Raw genomic sequence first — 18368 nt, 5'->3', positions numbered from 1 at the left:
TAAACATATATTTATACTAAAAAAGTGCATTTTAACGCAATAATATAGGCATTTTTTAATTTTTATATATTTTTAGTATAAAAAAAATATTAATTTATAATTTAAATATTATATTTAACTAGACCATACAAAAGTTAGGAGATTAATATGGGAAAATTAAATCTTAAAAAACACGTTTGACATAAATACGCAATATCTGCTGGTATTTTAGGTAGTATTACTGCTATTGCTTTAGGTTCAATGTATGCATATGCTCAAAAATCAGATGACAAACACGGTAAAATAAATCCAACAAAAGCCAATGATTTAATCACGTCATTTATTGACGTTAGAAACGAGGAACCTAAAACTAATTTTGTTGAAATTCACAATAATAAAAAACAAATTGAATACAACCCTAAAGCTGACACCGTTAAGTTTGCAGATAATACAATTATGTCAACAGATGAATACTTAAACAAGTATTATCAAAAACACCATGCCCTTCCATATTTAAACATTAAGTATGGTTCTTTTAACTTTTACAATCAGTACATCGAAGCGGTCAGCCCGTTAGAATTTTTTAATTTTACAAAGTGATTTATGTCTAATGTTTCATGAGGACCAGAAATTTTAACGCTTAAGTCATTCTCAATTGTTAAAGGTGTTGAAATGCACGGGAATAGTATTACTCTTGGATCGCACGCAAACAAAAACAAAGAATATACTACAATCAAATTCTTCCCAGATGCTTTCTTTGGAACCTTGCCAATGTTTTCAGAGCTTGATGGTCGTGGAAATATGCAAGATTCTTTAACGTATAAAATTAACAAAAATATTTTAACTGCTCCTGAATTACAGGACTTTTTGGCCAATATTGCAAAATATAATTCTTTCGCAAATATTTCAGCAGATACAATTAACAAAAATTACTTTAGAAATATCAATAATGTTTCAACCTTAAAAGGTCAAAAAGTTTATGCAATTAGAAAAAAAATAAACAGCTTATACTCTAGTTCTGCTATTTCAGAAGTGGAAAAAAATAGATTAATTCATAAATCGCCATATTTAACAGTTATAGCAGCTAATGATGAAAAAACAGCAAGAGAAATTCTAAAAACAAAATTAGAAAACCTTAAAAAAGTTGTATCTAAGTCTGCAGATTTTTCCGACATAGACCCAAATACAGTACTTTTAGAAGAAAAAACTATTATAAACTCACTTGTAAAAGCTAATGATGCCAATAACACTGATAAGTTAGTTGATAAGATTTTAACTTTAGTTTTTGATGATGGTTCGCAATATTTTATTCACCAAAGTTTTAACGAAATACTTACTAAAAACGAAACAAACGGTCATTTTGAACAACTTAAAAATTACCTTCAAATTGATAAAGCGATTGAAAAATTCAAAAATGATTACGAAGAAATTCATGACAAATTTATTGAAGCAATTAAAAAAATTTCTAAAAAAGATAACTGAACTGGAGTAGAATTAGGCAATTTAGTTACTCAAGCATTAAACACTAAAGACAAATCGGATGATGTCTTGTATTTCACTTCGCAAATTGGTGCATTAGATACACAACTTGCCGATTATACAAGAGCTATTGAGGCGTTAGATAAAGCTCAAAAAGATTTAGAAAAAAATAATGCTGAAATTGATGTTATGAAAGCTGACTTGCAAAAGTTAAAAGACGAAAGACAATCATCTACTGATATTAATAAACAAGCTGAATTAGATACAAGAATTAAAGATTTAACTAATAGAATTAATGATGCAGAATTACTTTTAGCTCCACTTAGAAATACAATAAGTGGTATTAACGATTTAATTAGTACTAAAGCAATTATTGAAAGCAAGAACAACATTATTGCAAACCGTACTGCTTCAATTAAAACATACCAAGATAGAATTGCTAAATTAGAAAGTGAAATTAGTACTTTAGACTCAGTTGAAGATGTCCAAAAAATTAACTTTAATAACAAAGAAATTAGAAAATTCCAAAAATTTATTAAACACCAAACTTTATTAAATGATTCTGACAAAGCTATTGTTCAAAATCTACAAAATACTGCTTTAGGCACCGATATTGTTAAAGAAGTTACAAAAGTTAAAACTGCTAGAATTGAAGAATTAAATACCGCAAATATTGAGTGAGATAATGCGAAAGCTGATTTAGCTGCCTTTGCAAATATTTCGTACAGCAAAGATAACTCTAATGACAATATTATTTTGACTAATTTTGTACAGTTAGTTGATGATTTTGATACATATAGAAACGATTACAAAGCCACTGAACCTACAAAAGAGGAGTTTGTTTTTAGTAAAGATGCTGAAAAATTGAACGAGGGTTTTAAACGTTTAAATCTATATAGCAATAGAATTAGTAGAGCATTAAATGCATTTACGAATGATAATACTAAAGACGTTGAATTTAAAGACTATACATTTTATCAATATGATATTGCTTATATCCCTAGTGAAATTATTGCAATTGAAACTCTAGCTGATGCAAATGTTAAGTCAAGTTTAAGCTGAAGAGATTTTTATGGAATTAGTGATTTTGTTAACGATAGAGAAAATATTTTAGGTAAAGAAAATCTACAATTTTACGCTTATAGTCCAAAAATTCATGATGCTTGAGCTGAATTACAATCTAAATATCCAGAAAAAACCAAAAACATAAATTATGATAATTTAAGTCAAGAAATTCAAAGTCTTGACACCATTCTAACTCAACTAAAAAGCTTTATTGATAGCTATGAAGACCAAAAATCAAGTGATAAGGAAAACACGACAAGCATTTTCAATTTACTTAAAAAATATATCAATAACACAAAGTTACCTAAAGATGTTAAACTATTAGGATTTGATTCTGAATTTCCTATTTTCCAAAATGAGGATGAATTCAAAGATTTTATAGATTCTGATGCTACATTAGTAAAAGAATACCTTGACCTTATTTTAAATGGTGTAACCGATTCAAACATTGAATTTAGAAAACTAGGTATTAACCAATATTTAGTAAAAATCAAAAATGATTTACAAGCCGATAAACAAGATGAATTCGCTAAATTATTACAAGCAATTTCAAACGTTGTAGAGGCCACAGACAAATTAGATTCAAGTAACGTTCAAAGCTTAAATGATTATTCTAAATTATTATCTGATACAAGAAAACTAGCAGATGTTTGAAAAGCTAATGCTTCAATTTCTCGTTTTGTTGCATACGAACAATTATTAGAATTAGCATCGTTTAAGTATGATGTTGAAAAAGCAATAAATATTGCAACAGATTTAGTACAAAACGCTAATAAATACAAAGAAGATTTAATTGCATACGAGGTAAATGATCTTAAGAAAAAAGAAGCAGAATTCAAATGAAATCATTTAATCTCAATTTTAGATATTGATAGTACTACAATAAATGAAAAATTATTTGATTTACTACAAACTTTTGAAACCCAAAATGCAGTCTTATCCAATAACATTTCTGAATTTATAACTAAAAAACTTGAAGCAAATAAACTTTCAAATAAATGAATTATTGATTTATTGAATTTTAGCAATTTTGACGAAGTTCTCGCAAAACGTAAATATAGCTCTGATCTTCAAGTTAGTGAATTAGATACAGAAATCAACCAATTAGAACAAGCTATAAATAGTTCTGATGAAAAGATTAAAGAACTTGAACCAATTCTTGAAGTTCGTAAAAAAGATTTAATTTCAGAATTAAATACTGTTTTGGAAGCTGATAAAGCTACAAACAAAACAAAGAAACAAAGAATAATTGAGTTAACTGACCCAATTATTAATTCATTATCGGCATTTAATAGCGAAAGTGTTGAAACTGATGCTTCAGGTCAAACATTAAGATTCCAAAGCTGATATAGTGCAATTAAAGAAAGCTACGATAAGCAAATTAACGAGCTATTAAATGCTAATTCATCAGCATTAGCTCAACTTTCGCAAAATAATTTAAGTACATTGCAAAGAGCACAATTAGAAGATTTAGTTAAAAAGAATTCTGAGTTTATTCAATATTGATTAAAATCGCTTGCACAATTAGATTTCTTTAGCAATTGATTCAGGGATTATGAAACTCAACTTAAAGAATTGAAACAAAAAGTTGAAGCCGAAGAAGTTCCTGCGACAGATATTCAAAGATTCTTATTCAATTTCATACAAGTGTTAACAGGTTTTACCAACGCGCCTACACAAGAGGTTGATAAAACAATTAGACGTATTTTGTTCAATCTTAAGAATTTAACTGATGAGAATAATAAAGAAATTACATTGAATTATAGAATGTCTGTTCATACTGCTGTTGAAGCTTATAATGATGCTATTTATCGTATAAATAACTTCAAAGATAATAAAACTAATTACGCTACTAAAATAGCAGTTTTAAAGGCTGAAAAAGCAAAATTAGATAGTTATAATGCGAACGCTTCATCACAAGCTGAATTAACGAGAGTTGCTTCTGAATTGCAAGATGGAAAAGAAAAACTTCAACAATATGAAAACGATTTAGCAAATATTCAAAATATTTTAACTTCAAAAGCTAACAAAACTAATCTTATTGATATAAAAGCATCTGAATTGTTACAAGAAATCAACATTGAAGTACAAAAAGATAGTTTAATTGAACAAGCTAAACAATCATTGAGTGAAATTAATCAATCAAGTTATGTTTTAAATGTTGATAAAGCACAATTAAAACAAAAAGAACAAACTTCTAGTTATTCAAGTCTTTACGCTGAAATTCAATCACTTAAAAAAGAATTTTCAAAATTAATTCAAACATATCCCGAAGAATATAAATTCGGTATTTTCTTAAGACAAATTAAATCTACAGGTATTTTAGGCATTAATCAAGATTCATTAGATAGAAAAAGAACTATTGACGAAATCAACTCATCGACAGTTCTATCGGACGAATGAAAAAATATAATAACGACCTATATTTCTAATATTGAAGAAATTAAAGACAGCGCAACACATATTTTTGCTTCTTTTGAAAACATAAAAAATAAAATTCATGGTATTATCATTAAATTAATAAATGCTAATGTTTCATTACAAACCGAAAGATCAAACTTTGCTAATGAGATTGTAAAACAGTTTGAAAAGAAAATTAATACAGTTTTTGCATCTGTTGACACGAATAAACTTGCGAGCGAAAACGCAAAAGAATTATTCAAACAACTTGAAGAATTAATTAAAGAATTTAATTTTGAATTAGTCAAAAATGATATTAAAGATAGCTACATAAATTCATTAGAAGAAGAATTCAAGAACTTAAATTCTTACCTTGAAACTGTTGCGAGTGAACAACACGGTTATGGTTCATTATTATTTGCATTCCTTGAAAGTCAAGCTTGAGCAAGAACTGATAGAATGCAAGAAAAATACGCTAGAATGTTCTATCCACTTATTAAACACAGCCTGGAAAATAATGGAGTAGAACTTAACTTAATTAAGCAAAATATTCAAGCTAAAATAAATAAATTTAGTTCTGCAACAGTAGAAAGAACGAAATTAGAAAAACAATTAGAACTATTAAATAATATTAATAATTATGTTGATAGTTTTGCTAAATTCAACAATGAAACAGAGCTATTTGATGAATCTAAAATTACTGATGCTTTTGATGTTAGAGTATTTTTCAATGCAACATATAAAAACTTAAAGAAATCAGAAAAAAAATTAGATGGCCAATTAGTTAATGTTCAAAAATATCTAGAAAAATTCAACGCAATACTTGATACTAATTTAGGTGATGCTGATATTGATAAGAGACTGATGCCATTATTTGAAAAAGGTGTTAAGGTCGCAACAGATTTAATTGTTGATGTAAGAACCAATGACTTAATCAATAACAGAAAACAAATAATGATTGCAAATAACAAATTAGGCGATGCAATTGAAAATGCAAATGACTTAATTGTTGCAAAATCTAGAATTGAACTTATTGACATCTTAACTAAGAAAAGACTCCTTAAGCCCGGTGCAACGAATGAAGAAATTGATGCTGTAATTCACAAAGTAAGCTTAAGCAATGTTTCGAAAGAAGGTACAATAATTATCTTCACAATGAGAGAAACAACTCAAGGTGATTTTGCTTACGAAATTACTGATAGTGCTACTAAAAAGGGTTATACATCAAAATACATTAAATTAAATGCAGACGCAAACGCTTCAAAAGAAGTAATAAGTGTTGTAAATGATTTAATGTCCACACTAGGCTACAAAAAGATGGTTGTTCCAAAAATAATAAAAGAACAAAATGAAATTAAGAATCCTGAAACAGGTGCATGAGAAAAAACTTATGATCTTTTTGCTGAAGCGTACGAAAACTTAACAGATTCATTACTTGAAAATGTTCCATTTGCGGGCGAATGATTAGATGGACCACATATAGCAAAAAGAATAAATGAAGATGGATATATTGAATATAAACTTGAAAATGGACCATATTTAGGTTTTTCTAAAGATTCTCGTGTCGGTTTATGAGCTATTTTAAAAATGTCTGATCCTAACTTTAAAGGTATTTCAACGGACTTCTTAAAATTCGTTGGTGCTCACGAATATGGCCACCATATGACTTTAAATGGAGCTCATGATTTAAGCAACAGAGGAAGCAATCCAATATTTGTTAGTGCTCTTACACCTAATGCAACGCCAAACATCAATAACTACTACAGTAAAGATGTTGTTGAGTTATATCTAAAAGCCCGTACTCACGTTGAGTTGGATACAAAACGTCTTTTAGATGAGTTTGATGTAGTTCAAGATTATGGTGAATATGCTACATTCAAATTCCCTAAACTTGAAAATGGACAAATTACTTTTGAAGATAAGGAAACAGACGCAGTTAAATCTCTTGAAGAAGATAAAGATATTTGAGGTGTTCCTTTAGATAGTCAAGATTTACGAAAAGCCCTATCAAACAAGAATAGAAGATTCTTACAAAACTATACCGGAATGTTAGAAGCCGTAGCAGCCAGAAGAAAACAAAATGGTTTAGATGGCGAAAATGAGAAATGATTAAGTCCATTTGATTTATGAATTATTAATGCTATTGACTTTTATTCAGGTACTTTAAACCCTACTGTTGACAGTAAATTTAAGAATGCAAAAACTGTTAAATATATGATTAAAGACGAAAACGGCGAATATGTATTTACAGATGCTAATATAAATATGCTTGAAGGTGTATTAAAAGATGGAATGGGCAATTTAGTTAAATTTGATAGTGTTACTACTGAAGACGGTATTACTCTTGAGCCTAAAGTTGTAGAAGGTATAAAAGATCCTGCAACAGGTAATTATGTTTTAATTAGCAAAGTATTAATGTTTAATGCTGATGGTTCTCCAGTTATTAGCGCTCCATTAAATGTTCGTTTAGATGATAAGAATGATAAAAATTATGACCCTAATGCTATTAAATATGTAAATGATCAAATTCAGATGATAGATAGAGCTATTAAGTCCTTAATAGTTATAAGATTTACAATAAACGGTTGAGATGGTGGCAATTCAAGACTTAGTGCAGATCCAGTTATTGAGTTAGATTATCCGGCGATTAGAAACCTATTTGGAAATACAGTTCCTAGTGAAGTGTCAGCATTCTTTAAAAATATTTATAAGGATTATGTTTCTGTTCGCGATGTAAACACTGGATTATATAAAGTGGGTGTTCCAAATAAAATTAAGCCTTACAACTTAAATGGTTCAGTGGATAAATCAAGCGCCTTTCCTCAAGATATTCCAATGTCTATGATTTATGGTAATCCATCTGTCTGAAATACCGATAAATCAGTAGGATTCGGCGAATTAATGAGAACATTATTCACCTCTGGTAACTCGTTTGGAAATATGATGAATGGTGGGAATGGTCAAGTATTGTTCATAAGCAAAGATAAACAATATATTCCTAACACAAACATTAATGAAGCTTTTGCCGACTTATTCTTCAAAAACAGCCTGCCAGCTACATATATGACTATTTTTCAAGCTAAAAAGACATTAAAATGATTATCAACTTATACACCTTTATTTGTAACGAATAATCCTGCTTCACATGCTGTTTGATTAATGAAAAATAATAATGGTTCCACTATTGCTGGTTCAAATGCTAGAGATTTTGAATATGCAAGCATTTCAAAAGTAGGCATTAACTATACAGATAGATTAAGCAGAATTGATAACAATCCATTAACTGGTTTATTTGGCTTATTTAAAGGTGAAAACGGTGAATTAGGTTCTAAAGTTGAATTCTCTGATTATCAACAATGATTAGACTTTATTACAGTTGACTTTAAACAATCTACATTTGATGAAAATAGCAATATTGTCAACTGAAATGTTGATTATGTTAATTCAAAAGTAGACATAACTAAATTCAAACAAGTCTATAAAACAAACGTTATTGACAAAATTAATACACTTGATTTACCAAATAGCGAAAAAGAATCACTCATTTCTAAATACAGTGAATTTGAATTTCTTGCAAATGAAGATACAAGTAATCAAATGTGAGCAAATGAAATAATGACAAGATTTAGTACGTCATTGTTCGCGATGTTTACATCAAACTTAAGTCTGAAAGATTTTGAAAACAATAAGAATCTTGCTTGAATATTTGATAAAAATGTAGGTTATGGAGAATTCAAAAAACAAGAATTCAAGATGGTTAATCCAGACACGAAGACTTGAGAAATTTCAGTTGATGACTTAAATAAAACATACAAAAAGATTGCTGATTATTTAAGTGTTGATGTTGAACAGCTTAACTTATTTGATGCTTTAGTGTTTGATGGCAAAATACAAGCTTATACAAATCAAACTACTGTTGCTGTTCAATTACAAAAATTTGACTTGCTTAGTGTATTCTCATCATTGGCCACAGGTGCCTTTAAAACAGCTCCATCAGACGATGTAACAAGCTACTTTAAGACTAAAAATGAACGTAAATATAATGAATTCTTCTCTGACTATACATATAGTTTTGCTGAAGTAATTAACCGTGATAACTTGCAAATTACTTACTCACCTTCAAGAAATGAATTTGGTAATATGCCTTCGTTCTTGTCTGGAATTAGTGAATCAAATACTGGTTTAGAATACATTGTTGATGGCACAGCGACAAGAAAATGACTTTCTAAAGCTCTTAAATTAAGAGATACAAGAGGAAGAAACGGAATTGTTAATACAATAGTAGAACAAGAACACTTATTTGACTTAGAGCAAGAATACAAAGCAAATGCGATAGGTATCAAACACAAGAAAAGAACTATGTCTGTTGATAAAAATTTAAGTGAAACAATTAGCTATTCAAATAACTACTTTGGAGATTTCCAATCAATTAACAATGGTTGATTCAAAGATAGATGATACCGTGATATTCTAAACTTCAAGTTATATGATGATAAAGGGAAAGACATAGTTGACGAAACTATCAGAATTAAAGACCTAAAAGGTGAAACTGTAAAAACTAGAGCGAAAGCTTACTGAGAATACTACATTCAATCACAAGGTGTGGGTCGTAGAAATATTTCATCAATTTGAAGAGATTCGGATAAAGATGCCGTTTCAATGTTTGGATACTTAACTTCAGATGTGGCTGATAAAGCTAACTTCTTAGCATTTAAAGATAAGGCTACAGGTGAAATAAAAACATTAAGAATAACAAAAGAAAACACAAGCAATATGTTCTACTACAAGAGTCAAAATATTGAAAATGAAGAAAAATATGATGCTGGAGATAAATCAGTTCGCCATACATTGGCTGACGAAGAATATGATTTCACAGATAAAAATGGTCATCATAAAGGTGTTGGTTTTGTAGCTTGAGCAAGTGATTATGCAATTATGTCTAAATATAGAAATGCTTTATTGCTTCCAGGACATAGCTATGAAATTTACTTCTCAAGCGATTCTGCGGGCTTAAAAGACAAATTATTAGTTGATTTAGGTGATTGACACTCATTGGCTGAAAACGGTAAAACATTCTCGCAAGCACCAATTAAAATTTCTCAATATAAAGTAGACAGAAATAAAGCTTATGAGTATATTTTGGATGAAAATAATGAAAAAATTTATGAACCTACAATCTTCATAAATGATCAATTTAACGGAGTTAAATAGAAAGGAGAGTAATGAAACATAGAAAAATATTATTAAATACTATTGCTGTTAACTTTGCAACTTCTGCAGTTTTGATTTCAGCTTCATGCAATAAAACAAATAATAATGTAAGAGACTATGATTTAGGTTTGGTTTCTGAACCTATCAACTCATTGAATTACATTAGATTTGCATCAGTTAATAGAATTCTTCCTTCATTAGTAGAATCTCCTTTGAAAACTGGGCCAAGTGAATCAATTAAAAGAATTTTAGGCTTACCTGAAATTCAAATGGGCGTTTATCAAAATAATAATAAGCCTTTAGACGATTATTTTAACGGTATTGAAGCGAGTGATGAAAGAACCGGACAATACTATGATTTAGGTTCGTTGGGATCAGCAACAGGTACTTTAAGTGCCGATGGATCAAGATACCAACCTATTAGCGTTGTAATGAATAATAATAAAGTTCAATCTATGATGGCTTTATTAAATGATGGTAACAGTAAATGAAGTAATGGCGATGAAGTTAATGCAGATGACATTATTGATGCAATTCACTATATCCTTGATTTATCAACTGGTAGTCAAAAATTAACTAGTTTATTGCAAAGAAAATTCAGTCATGCTCAAAATGTCGTTGACGCACAGCAAGATTACATTAAAACTTTTGGTATTGCTTACAAAAATCCATTTCAATATCCAAAATTAAAAAATATTAACGGTAAAATAATGTACGATCTTTTTGATCCTGAATACAAATTATTTCCTTCTCAAATTGAAGCAATTAAAAAGAGTAGAAAATTTGAAAACATTAATAAAACAGACTCATGAGTCAAAGAAATGGAAACTAAGGAAGCTGGAATACTAGCTAATTTAGAAAACGCTGTTCGTAATTTAGGCTTATTTTCAGGTCGTCTATATTGAAATTATTCAAATAAAGAAATATTATCAAGTATTCCTTTCTCGCCTGATTTTGATATAAATGCAGATGAAACTATAATTATGCTTCCAAATTATGATTATTTATATGGCAAACATACCCCAAAGGAACTTGAAAATATTCCTCAAAGAGTTCCTGTTAAAATCAAAAAGTACTTATTTACAGACAGAAGACAAAAATTCACTAAAGAATTTAATAATTTACTAAAAAGATCTGAAAAACTAAAAAATAGATTAAACATCCAATATTCTGATGATAATAAAGATGAGTACACAAAAGCTGTGAATGCCTTATATAAAGAAAACACAGTTAATAATGATTTTGTTAATACTTTTGATGCTAAAACTTTTAGGTATACAAGACAGCTTGCTTTAGATGAATATTCAATTAGGGTTGAATATTCAAGTAGTGAACCTGCTTCGGTTTCAAACGTATTACAAGACTTGCAAAGTCACCTAATTCCAATTAATAGAAAATTCGTTGAATTAAATGGTGGAATTGCCGAATTTGGCTTCAACAAAGACAAATTCTTAACAAATGGTGCCTTCAATTTAGGTGATGTTGTTTTAGGGCCTCAGGGGTATGTAATCTTAAATAAAGATATTCACTATTATTCATCAGATAAAACAATGTCAAATAAAATTAAGATTTTCTTCAGTTCAGATCCAAATATTAATTCAGCTTTATATAGCGATCAATACATTGCAACTACTAGAATACCTGCAATTCAACAACTGCAATACTGAACTAATCTAAAATTTAGAAAACATATGAAAAAATCTTCTGGTTTTGGTACTATTGCTTTAGCGTTTAATCTTGATAAAGAGAGATATGAAAAAATACAAAATAAAGAAAGTCTTTATATATATGATGAAAATCTAAGAAATGCAATTTATTATGCAATCAATAGAAATGAAATGCTTAATATTGTAGGTTGAAACTCATCATACCCTGTTATTACTTGGACAGCCTTTGGTCAAGGTTCATCATCATTTGGAGATGCAATTGAGTTAGCATTTGACCACGATTACATGTTTACAAAGGTAAATGATAAAATTGATATTCCAGTTCAAAACTATAGACACTTAGACCACTTATCAAAGAGTTATAACTTTGAGCACGTTGATAGAACAGATAAAGCATTTCATTTAGATATTGCAAGAAGTTATTTAGAGCTTTACAAAAAAGCTCATCCTACAGTTAAACACGTAAAATTAAGATATATTTCTAACTCATCTGATGAACAACAAAATGCGGGTATAGCACTTCAAGACTTTATGCGTAAAGCATTTGGAGATTTTGTTGAAATTGAAATTAAAAGCTTGCCCGAAAATGTTTATGAAGACTTTAGAACTAAAGGACAGTTTGACTTACTTTATAAAAACTTTGATGCCTTTGGTACAGATGCATATAGTTATATAAAAGTATTCTTCAGACCTGACGGTATTGATACTAAAAATGCGAAGGAAACAGGTTTTAGAAATAATCCATCAGGTTCATGAGTTTACAGTGATTATTTTGGAAAATTAGGCTATAAATTAGATGAAAACAATCAAATTCTGCTTGATGATTCTTCAAATAATAGATTAGCTGAAACTACAAGAAAAAGACTAAGAATTGAAAAAATAATCTGAGATAAAATGCTTGAATTAGTTTTCCAAAAAAATGGAGAAACTTCAAGTCAATTTACAGATAGATATACATCATTTTTCACTAACCAATTTACACCAAAAGAACTATCAGAAGGTTGAACTGAGCAAAAAGCTTTCGGTATCATTGCAGCTTTAGAAAAGATAGTTAGAGATGGTGCCCCAGTTGTTCCTTTAATGGAAGTTGATACGTATTGAGAAATTTCTAGAGTTAATGGAACAGATAGTTTATATACTTATTCACTTCAGTTTGCTTATGACACAGCAAGACCACCTAAACCAAATCTTCCAACAGAAGTAAAAGAAGAATAGAAAGGAATAAATGATTCAAAAATTTGATACAAACCAGAGTTATATGTTTGTTGATGATTTAACTCAACTAGATCCAAAACTGAAAATAGTTGATAATAACCAAATCATTGACTTTGAAAATAAACATAAGAAAAAACTCAAGTGGAATGAAAAACTTTTTAACGTTAAAAGTCATTGATTAAGAGTTTTCTTAAAAACTTTAGGAATTCTGGCAGAGTTTTTAATTATTGCATTTATTGTTATTACGATTACATTCTTCCTAATTAATTCTGTGCCTGGTGGAACAGGTTTAACTGCTGGGCTTGATGAAGCGTCAAGAAAGGCTACTGAAGAAAAATATGGTCTTAATGAACCATTAATTATTAGATATTTTATCTACTTAAAAAACTTAGTTCAATTTGACTTTGGAACCTCATTATCTGTGTTCCCTGGAGAACATATTAATGATTTCGTTTGGGTTAGATTCTATAAGAGTTTCTTAATAGGTATTTTCTCGGTTATGCTTACTTTAGTAATTGGTATTCCTTTAGGTGTTTATGTTGGTATGAATCCTGATAAATTGCCTGACCATATCGCTACATTAGTAGTTTCAATTTTCTCATCTATTCCATCATTAATATTTGCCTTATGGCTCTTATTAATAGGAAGACAAGTCAAATTACCTTATTTATTTAATGAGGCTGATATGTCATCTTACATATTGCCAGGTCTCGCCCTGTCGTTAGGTTCTATTATTGTTTATATTAAATATATTAGAACTGAGCTAAATAGGGAACTTAATTCTCAACACGCTAAATTCTGCTACCTTAAAGGTATTTCAAAAACTCGTTTTGTTTGAACTCACGCAATTAAACCTGCATTATTCCCAATAGCTACATTCTTCCCGGTTGTTATTTTTGGTAGTTTCATTGGTTCTATGTTTATTGAGCAAATATTCTTTATTACCGGTTCGGGTGGATTATTGTTAAATGCTATTACATCTAAGGACTATAACATTATTCTATTTATGGTTACATTATTCTCATTATTAACAATACTTTCATATACTTGCCGTGATGCTTTATATCAAATCATTGACCCTAGGGTTAGAAAGAGAGGTTAATCAATGGCAAATAAATTCAAAGATTGATTCTCTAATTGAGCACGTAAAGCAAAACTTAGAAATGAAAGCCCTACTAATCAAATGGGTAAAGAATTAGCTCCAAATCCATTTTTACAACCCTTGCAACATAAAGAATGGCAGATCATTGGTAATTTATTTGAGTTTAGCGAAACTGGAAGAATGCACAAAAAACAAAATACTTTTGTTGAATTCTTCTACCGTTTTAGTAGATCATTTGCTGGAGTGTTTGGTTTTGTAACCTTAATGCTTTTGATTATTTTGGCTATGATTATGCCTTTTACGACAAAATTTGATCCTTTAACCGTTAATGACTCAGAACGTTTTGAAACATTCTTTACGAATGGACATATTTTAGGAACCGATGCTCTTGGTCGTGATGTTTGAGCGAGATTATGATATGGGTTAAGATATTCGCTTACGTTATCATTTGTAGCTACATTTATTCAAGTGTTTATTGGTTTAATTATAGGGATTATGATGGGGCATTTTAGAGTGTTTGATAAGATAATGACCTTTATTATTAAGATTATCTCAAACGTGCCTTCAATAATTATTCTTATTGTTATTACTATTATTTTAAAACCTACATTCTGAGTTATGGTATTTGCGTTATCCTTCACTTCTTGAGCTGGTATAGCAAACCAAATGCGTTCTCAGGTGTTGCGTGCTAAATCATTTGAGTGAGTTAGTGCTTCAAAAATTCTAGGTACTCCAACATATAAAGTTTTAGCAAACTACTTACCTGTATTAATTCCATTACTTATTACTGAAATTGTGTTCCATATACCCGGCATTATCCTTTCTGAAACATCATTAGCTTTCATTGGTTTATCTATTCCAAATGTAGCTACACTTGGTAATTTAATTTCAGAAGGTTCAAAAATCTTTACTGTTTATCCACGTTATGTTTTAATTCCATCGTTTATGTTAATCTTGGTAACTACTTCAATTCAGCTTATGTCAGCTGCTGTTCAAGATAGTTTATTAAGACAAAGATAGAGGCCTAAAATGATAGAAAAAGACTATAAAACAGTTGAATTAAAAATTCAAGAAGATAAAAAAGTAGATAAAAACACATTAGGATATAGCAAAAAATTTCCGCGTGTTTTAGAATATAAAAATAATCCTGCTCCTTTAGATATGATGGAAATTAAAACAGAAAAAGGAAAAGGATTTTGAAGAAACTTCAAAGACTACTGAGTCCAAAAAGGCAGACTTATCAAAACACTATGAATAAAATTTACAAACTTATTTAGAAAAAATAAAAAGTTAGCTGAAGAAGAAATAGATGTATTTGCAGGTACCAAAAGCGAAGTAGTTTTTGGCCAAGACACTAAAATTGCAGCCGAAATTGAAGATATTTATTTAACTTTTAAAAATCCAGCAAACCCCAAAGAAAAGAATCTAGTTTTACGTGGTCCAAGTCTAAAAATTTATGAAGGTAAGGTACACGCCTTAATTGGAGAATCTGGAAGTGGAAAATCCGTTATTACTTCATTACTTTATGGACTAACTGGATCGAATGTCATAATTGAAAGTGGAAAAATTAGATTATATGGCTTAGAAGTTCAAAACTTTACACCTTATAACTGAGAAAAATCTAAACTAAGAGGTAGAATTGTCTCAGCAGTTTTCCAAAACCCTATGTCTATTTTAGATCCAACAATGAAAGTTGGAAATCAAATCATTGAAGGTATGTTAGTTAACAAAATTGTTAAAAATAAAAAAGAAGCTTATAAAGAAGCTATCAAGTATTTACAATTAACTAAGATTAATAACCCTGAACAAGTTATGAAAGCTTATCCCCACGAACTTTCGGGTGGTATGATTCAACGTATAGCAATAGCAGCGATTGTATCATTAAAACCAAAAATTTTAGTTATGGATGAGCCGACTACAGCTTTAGATCCAACTGTACAAGCTCTTGTTTTAGATATTATTAGAGAACTGCAAGAAAAATTCAATATTGCGATTGCTTTTATTACTCACGACTTAGGTGTTGTAGCTTCCATTGCTGACTTCATAAATATTATGTATGCCGGTCAAATAGTTGAATCGGGAACAAAAGAAGAAATCCTTTTACATCCACAACACCCTTATACTTGAGGTTTAATTACGTCAATGCCTGATTTTAATAAAGGAGAAAAATTACAAGTTATTCGCGGAGCTGTTCCATCTAATTTAAATAATATTGAAGGTGATGCCTTTACTGTCCGTAATGATTATGCACTCGGCGTTGATTTTAAAGAGGAACCTCCTTTTTACCAAATATCACCTACTCACTTTGTAAAAAGTAATTTATTGAATCCGAATTCGCCTCATTATGAACCACCTAAAATTATTCAAAACTTATGAAGTAAGTATGATGAAAGACTTTTATCTAAAGTTGGTTCTGTGGAAAACATGATGATTTCTGAAGAAGAATTTAAAAAGTTCGAAAAACTTGCAAATGAGCATAATATAAAAGCTCAAAACTTATGGGACGAAAGAAATAAAATTCTAGAAGAAAGAAAAACTAATACTTCTATAAAACAGCCAAACAATTCAAAGAAGGAGCATAAACATGAGTAAATATTATGTTGAAAAGCGTAATTTTAACCAGGTGGCAGTTCGCGAAATTATGTCCGGCACTGAAGAAATGCTTAATGCATATCCTAATAAAGATATTTTGGTTGAAATTAGAAATTTAGATATTACTTATGGTTCTGGTGTAAAAGAGTTTAAAGCTATTAAAGATTTAAACCTAAACATCTATGACGGAGAGGTTTTGGGGTTAGTTGGTGAATCTGGCAGTGGTAAATCAACCACAGGCAGAGCCATAATTGGTTTAACACCTCATAGCTTTGGATATATTAAAATTTTAGGTAGAACTATTCCTAAAAATTTTGACAAAGTATTCAAATGAAGCAAAAATTATAAAAAGCTTATTGACTTTATGGTTAATAAAGTTCAAATGATTTTCCAAGATCCAACAAACTCATTAAATCCATTTAAGAACGTTGAAGATGTTGTTGGCGAAGGTTTAACAAATATTAAAAACTCAAGATTTATTTACCTAACAATTTATGATGAAGCTACTTTTTTAGAAATAAACGAAAGACTAGCAAAACAAAGTTCAGACTTAATTATTTACACAAGCCCATTAAAAGCTCTTAGAAATCATCAAAGTAATCTTGATGAAGGCTACGAATTTGTGTATAAAACTTTTAGAAGCCAACTTGATAAATTAGTTGATAAAGACCCTAAATTTATGGAAAGTATATTAGACTTTTTAGATAAAAGACAAAAAGAAAGAGATGAATCTAATAGTTTTACTGAAAAACAATGCAAAAAACTTTTAATCATTGATATGCTTAAACAGGTTGGATTGGATGAATCTGTTTTAGATAGATTCCCACTTGAGTTTTCAGGGGGTCAGCAGCAACGTTTAGGAATTTGTCGTGCGGTTATTTTACAACCTAAATTACTAATTGCTGATGAACCTATTAGTGCTCTTGATGTTTCTATTCAAGCACAGGTTATTAATATCTTTAACGCTCTCAAAGAAAAATATCACTTAACTATATTATTTATCGCACACGATTTAAGAATGGTAGAATATATTTCTGATCGTATCGCAGTTATTAATAAAGGGGTATTGCTTGAAGTAGGCCCTACTGATGAAATTATAAATAATCCATTCCATCCATATACTAAAAGCTTACTAGATGCAGTCCCTTCTATTGAAAATGAAAAAGGTTCACTACTAGGACGTGAATATGATCCAAGATCACATGGTTATACATTAGATAATCAACCTAAATGACAGGATTTAGGCAATAAGCACTTTGTCTTAGCTTCTGATGAAGAAGTTCAGAAATTTAAGAAAAATGAAGAAATCTAAAAACCTATAAAACAGGCTTATAATAAAAAATAAAACACATAGACATTTAGCTACTTGTGACTATGTGTTTTTTATATATGGAAAAATTACCATTTATTATTCAAATATTTGAAATAACTTTACAAAAAAAAAAAAAAATAAAATGAGAGAAGGAGGTTTATTGTGAATAAATGTAAAATTCTTGCTAAAGTAAATTTGGGCTTAATGATTTCCTTAATATTTGTCGTTTTGACTTTTGGGGTAATTGTGGCTTGTTTATATTTATATATAGGAGCAAATAATAAGTTTCCCGCTGACTATCCAAATAAATCATTGGATGCGGATTTAGCAAATATAAAAGATATAA

The 18368-nt window shown here is 29.5% G+C and carries 7 protein-coding genes; all 7 read left to right on the top strand.

What is annotated here, in order from left to right; genetic code table 4:
- Positions 1-147: 147 nt before the first annotated feature.
- The gene (locus T390_RS0100365) at positions 148-10134 is read left to right on the top strand and encodes a PDxFFG protein (RefSeq protein ID WP_027334578.1); all 9987 of its coding nucleotides are present in this window, start codon (positions 148-150) and stop codon (positions 10132-10134) included.
- Between the two features lie 11 nt (positions 10135-10145).
- Entirely contained in the window at positions 10146-13016 is a 2871-nt protein-coding gene (locus T390_RS0100360; RefSeq protein ID WP_027334577.1) for an ABC transporter substrate-binding protein, read from the top strand.
- Between the two features lie 43 nt (positions 13017-13059).
- On the top strand, positions 13060-14118 hold the full coding sequence (locus T390_RS0100355; protein WP_235732212.1) for an ABC transporter permease: 1059 nt from the start codon (positions 13060-13062) through the stop codon (positions 14116-14118).
- A gap of 3 nt (positions 14119-14121) precedes the next feature.
- The gene (locus T390_RS0100350) at positions 14122-15138 is read left to right on the top strand and encodes an ABC transporter permease (RefSeq protein ID WP_027334575.1); all 1017 of its coding nucleotides are present in this window, start codon (positions 14122-14124) and stop codon (positions 15136-15138) included.
- A 9-nt stretch (positions 15139-15147) separates the two neighbouring features.
- Positions 15148-16710, top strand: a complete 1563-nt coding sequence (locus T390_RS03640; RefSeq protein ID WP_051590823.1) for an ABC transporter ATP-binding protein — start codon at positions 15148-15150, stop codon at positions 16708-16710.
- Positions 16703-18022: an ABC transporter ATP-binding protein gene (locus T390_RS0100340; RefSeq protein ID WP_027334574.1), complete on the top strand. Its 1320-nt coding sequence runs from the start codon at positions 16703-16705 to the stop codon at positions 18020-18022. The genes T390_RS03640 and T390_RS0100340 overlap by 8 nt, the downstream gene beginning before the upstream one ends.
- A 162-nt stretch (positions 18023-18184) precedes the next feature.
- Positions 18185-18368, top strand: a 184-nt coding sequence (locus T390_RS03635; protein WP_036435908.1) for a hypothetical protein, incomplete at its 3' end; no start/stop codon positions are given.

The sequence above is a fragment of the Mycoplasmopsis felifaucium ATCC 43428 genome, assembly GCF_000687775.1.
Lineage (GTDB): Bacteria > Bacillota_I > Bacilli_A > Mycoplasmatales > Metamycoplasmataceae > Mycoplasmopsis > Mycoplasmopsis felifaucium.
This window is presented reverse-complemented; position numbering and strand designations above follow the sequence as displayed.